Annotated in this window: 2 protein-coding genes; one reads left to right on the forward strand and one right to left on the reverse strand. The window is 47.0% G+C overall.

Translation table 11 applies throughout. The annotated features are described in order from the left end of the window. Positions 1-679 (reverse strand): IS1 family transposase gene (locus tag K5R89_RS26890; RefSeq protein ID WP_309248075.1). Its coding sequence is split into 2 segments (ribosomal slippage), with 680 coding nucleotides annotated over them: positions 1-430 and positions 430-679; the frame shifts between segments, so codons are not numbered across the junction. This gene is flagged as partial in the annotation. 109 nt (positions 680-788) lie between these two features. On the opposite strand from K5R89_RS26890, the gene rclA reads away from it, so the two are divergent. Then, positions 789-2114 carry a reactive chlorine resistance oxidoreductase RclA gene (gene rclA, locus K5R89_RS26895; RefSeq protein ID WP_021512928.1) on the forward strand — a complete coding sequence of 442 codons (1326 nt, stop codon included), beginning with the start codon at positions 789-791 and terminating at the stop codon, positions 2112-2114. Positions 2115-2341 lie beyond the last annotated feature (227 nt).

Consider the following 2341-nt stretch of genomic DNA (forward strand, 5'->3'; position numbering starts at 1 on the left):
AGATAATGCCCGATGACCTTGTCATGCAGCGCCACCGATTTTGAGAACGACAGTGACTTCCGTCCCAGCCTTGCCAGGTGCTGCCTCAGATTCAGGTTATGCCGCTCAATTCGCTGCGTATATCGCTTGCTGATTACGTGCAGCTTTCCCTTCAGGCGGGATTCATACAGTGGCCAGCCATCCGTCATCCATATCACCACGTCAAAAGGTGACAGCAGGCTCATAAGACGCCCCAGCGTCGCCATAGTGCGTTGTTCACCGAATACGTGCGCAACAACCGTCTTCCGGAACCTGTCATACGCGTAAAACAGCCAGAGCTGGCGCGATTTAGCCCCGACATAGCCCCACTGTTCGTCCATTTCCGCGCAGACGATGACGTCACTGCCCGGCTGTATGCGCGAGGTTACCGGCTGCAGCCTGAGTTTTTTAAGTGACGTAAAATCGTGTTGAGGCCAACGCCCATAATGCGGGCAGGTGCCCGGCATCCAACGCCATTCATGGCCATATCAATGATTTTCTGGTGCGTACCGGGTTGAGAAGCGGTGTAAGTGAACTGCAGTTGCCATGTTTTACGGCAGTGAGAGCAGAGATAGCGCTGATGTCCGGCAGTGCTTTTGCCGTTACGCACCACCCCGTCAGTAGCTGAACAGGAGGGACAGCTGATAGAAACAGAAGCCACTGGAGCACCTCAAAAACACCATCATACACTAAATCAGTAAGTTGGCAGTGTCACCTTTTGCGTCCTATAGTCATGATGTCAAATGAACGCGTTTCGACAGGAAATCATCATGAATAAATATCAGGCAGTTATTATTGGTTTTGGCAAGGCTGGAAAAACATTAGCCGTCACGCTGGCAAAAGCAGGTTGGCGTGTGGCTCTCATCGAACAATCAAATGCAATGTATGGCGGGACCTGTATTAATATCGGCTGTATCCCAACCAAAACATTGGTTCATGACGCACAGCAGCACACAGATTTTGTCCGTGCCATACAGCGTAAAAATGAAGTGGTTAATTTTTTACGTAATAAGAATTTTCATAATCTTGCGGATATGCCCAATATCGACGTGATCGACGGCCAGGCGGAGTTTATCAATAATCATAGCCTGCGTGTTCATCGGCCTGAGGGAAATCTGGAGATTCATGGCGAGAAAATTTTTATTAATACCGGTGCACAAGCCGTGGTTCCGCCAATTCCTGGAATTACCACCACACCTGGTGTATATGACAGCACCGGATTACTTAATCTAAAAGAATTGCCTGGGCATTTAGGTATTTTGGGCGGCGGATATATTGGTGTTGAGTTCGCCTCTATGTTCGCTAATTTTGGCAGCAAAGTAACCATTTTAGAGTCAGCTTCGCTGTTTTTGCCTCGGGAAGATCGGGATATTGCTGATAATATCGCGACGATTTTACGCGATCAGGGCGTCGATATTATCCTCAATGCCCATGTGGAGCGAATCAGTCACCATGAAAATCAAGTGCAAGTGCATAGCGAGCACGCCCAACTGGCGGTGGATGCACTGTTAATAGCTTCCGGTCGTCAACCGGCTACCGCTTCGTTACATCCAGAAAATGCCGGTATCGCAGTAAACGAGCGCGGGGCAATTGTCGTTGACAAGCGATTACATACCACCGCAGACAATATTTGGGCGATGGGAGATGTTACCGGCGGGCTGCAATTTACTTACATATCACTGGATGATTACCGCATTGTACGTGATGAGTTACTGGGTGAAGGCAAACGTAGTACTGATGATCGGAAAAATGTGCCTTATTCCGTATTTATGACACCGCCCCTGTCCAGGGTTGGTATGACAGAAGAACAAGCCAGAGAGAGTGGTGCTGATATTCAGGTGGTGACATTGCCTGTAGCTGCAATTCCGCGCGCCAGAGTGATGAACGATACCCGTGGGGTATTAAAAGCGATTGTTGATAATAAAACCCAACGTATATTAGGGGCATCACTGCTGTGTGTTGACTCCCACGAGATGATCAATATAGTGAAAATGGTGATGGATGCCGGGCTGCCTTATAGCATATTACGCGATCAGATATTTACTCATCCGTCGATGAGCGAATCACTCAATGATCTATTTTCATTAGTCAAATAAACTCAAAATCAGACGCCAGAACAAATATTCTGGCGTCTCAGAGAAAAGAATCTTATTAATTCTCTGTTACTCTATAACTTCTTAATCACTTCATTGATGGTATTTTATATGTTTAAAAAATCTGTTTTATTTGCAACACTATTATCTGGCGGGTGATGCTGCCAACTTACTGATTTAGTGTATGATGGTGTTTTTGAGGTGCTCCAGTGGCTTCTGTTTCTATCAGC

Source organism: Klebsiella sp. TF21-TM, from assembly GCF_019753495.1.
GTDB lineage: Bacteria > Pseudomonadota > Gammaproteobacteria > Enterobacterales > Enterobacteriaceae > Klebsiella > Klebsiella quasipneumoniae.

Coding starts and splice junctions, on each gene's coding strand:
- rclA (WP_021512928.1), top strand. CDS start 789: ATGAATAAATATCAGGCAGTTATTATTGGTTTTGGCAAGGCTGGAAAA.